Source organism: Neptuniibacter marinus, assembly GCF_001597725.1.
In the GTDB taxonomy this organism is placed as follows: domain Bacteria; phylum Pseudomonadota; class Gammaproteobacteria; order Pseudomonadales; family Balneatricaceae; genus Neptuniibacter; species Neptuniibacter marinus.
In genome coordinates this window covers 1-277 of the sequence record NZ_LUTR01000068.1, presented here as the reverse complement: position 1 = coordinate 277, position 277 = coordinate 1, and the positions used below count along the sequence as shown (strand labels likewise).

1 protein-coding gene is annotated in these 277 nt (G+C 51.6%); it reads left to right on the top strand.

All coding sequences use genetic code 11. The features are described 5' to 3' along the window. On the top strand, positions 1–277 hold a 277-nt coding region (locus A3774_RS16075), incomplete at both ends, for a thiaminase II/PqqC family protein (protein ID WP_456264842.1).

The following is a 277-nucleotide window of genomic DNA, read 5'->3' as shown; positions in this document are numbered from 1 at the left end:
AAAGCATTACGTGCGTGCTTATGCACTGGCCATTTACAAAGCCGATAACCTAGAAGACATGCGTCGCGCACTACCCAGTGTTCAAGCTCTGCTCGACACTGAGATCGCACATCATGTGGCATACTGCACGCAATGGGGCATCAGCGAAGCTGAGATGGAACAAGAAACCGAGGCCTTTGGCACGGTTGCCTATACTCGCTTTGTTTTGGATGCGGGCATGAGTGGTGACTTGGTCAGCCTTTATGCGGCACTCGCACCTTGTTCAATTGGTTACGCT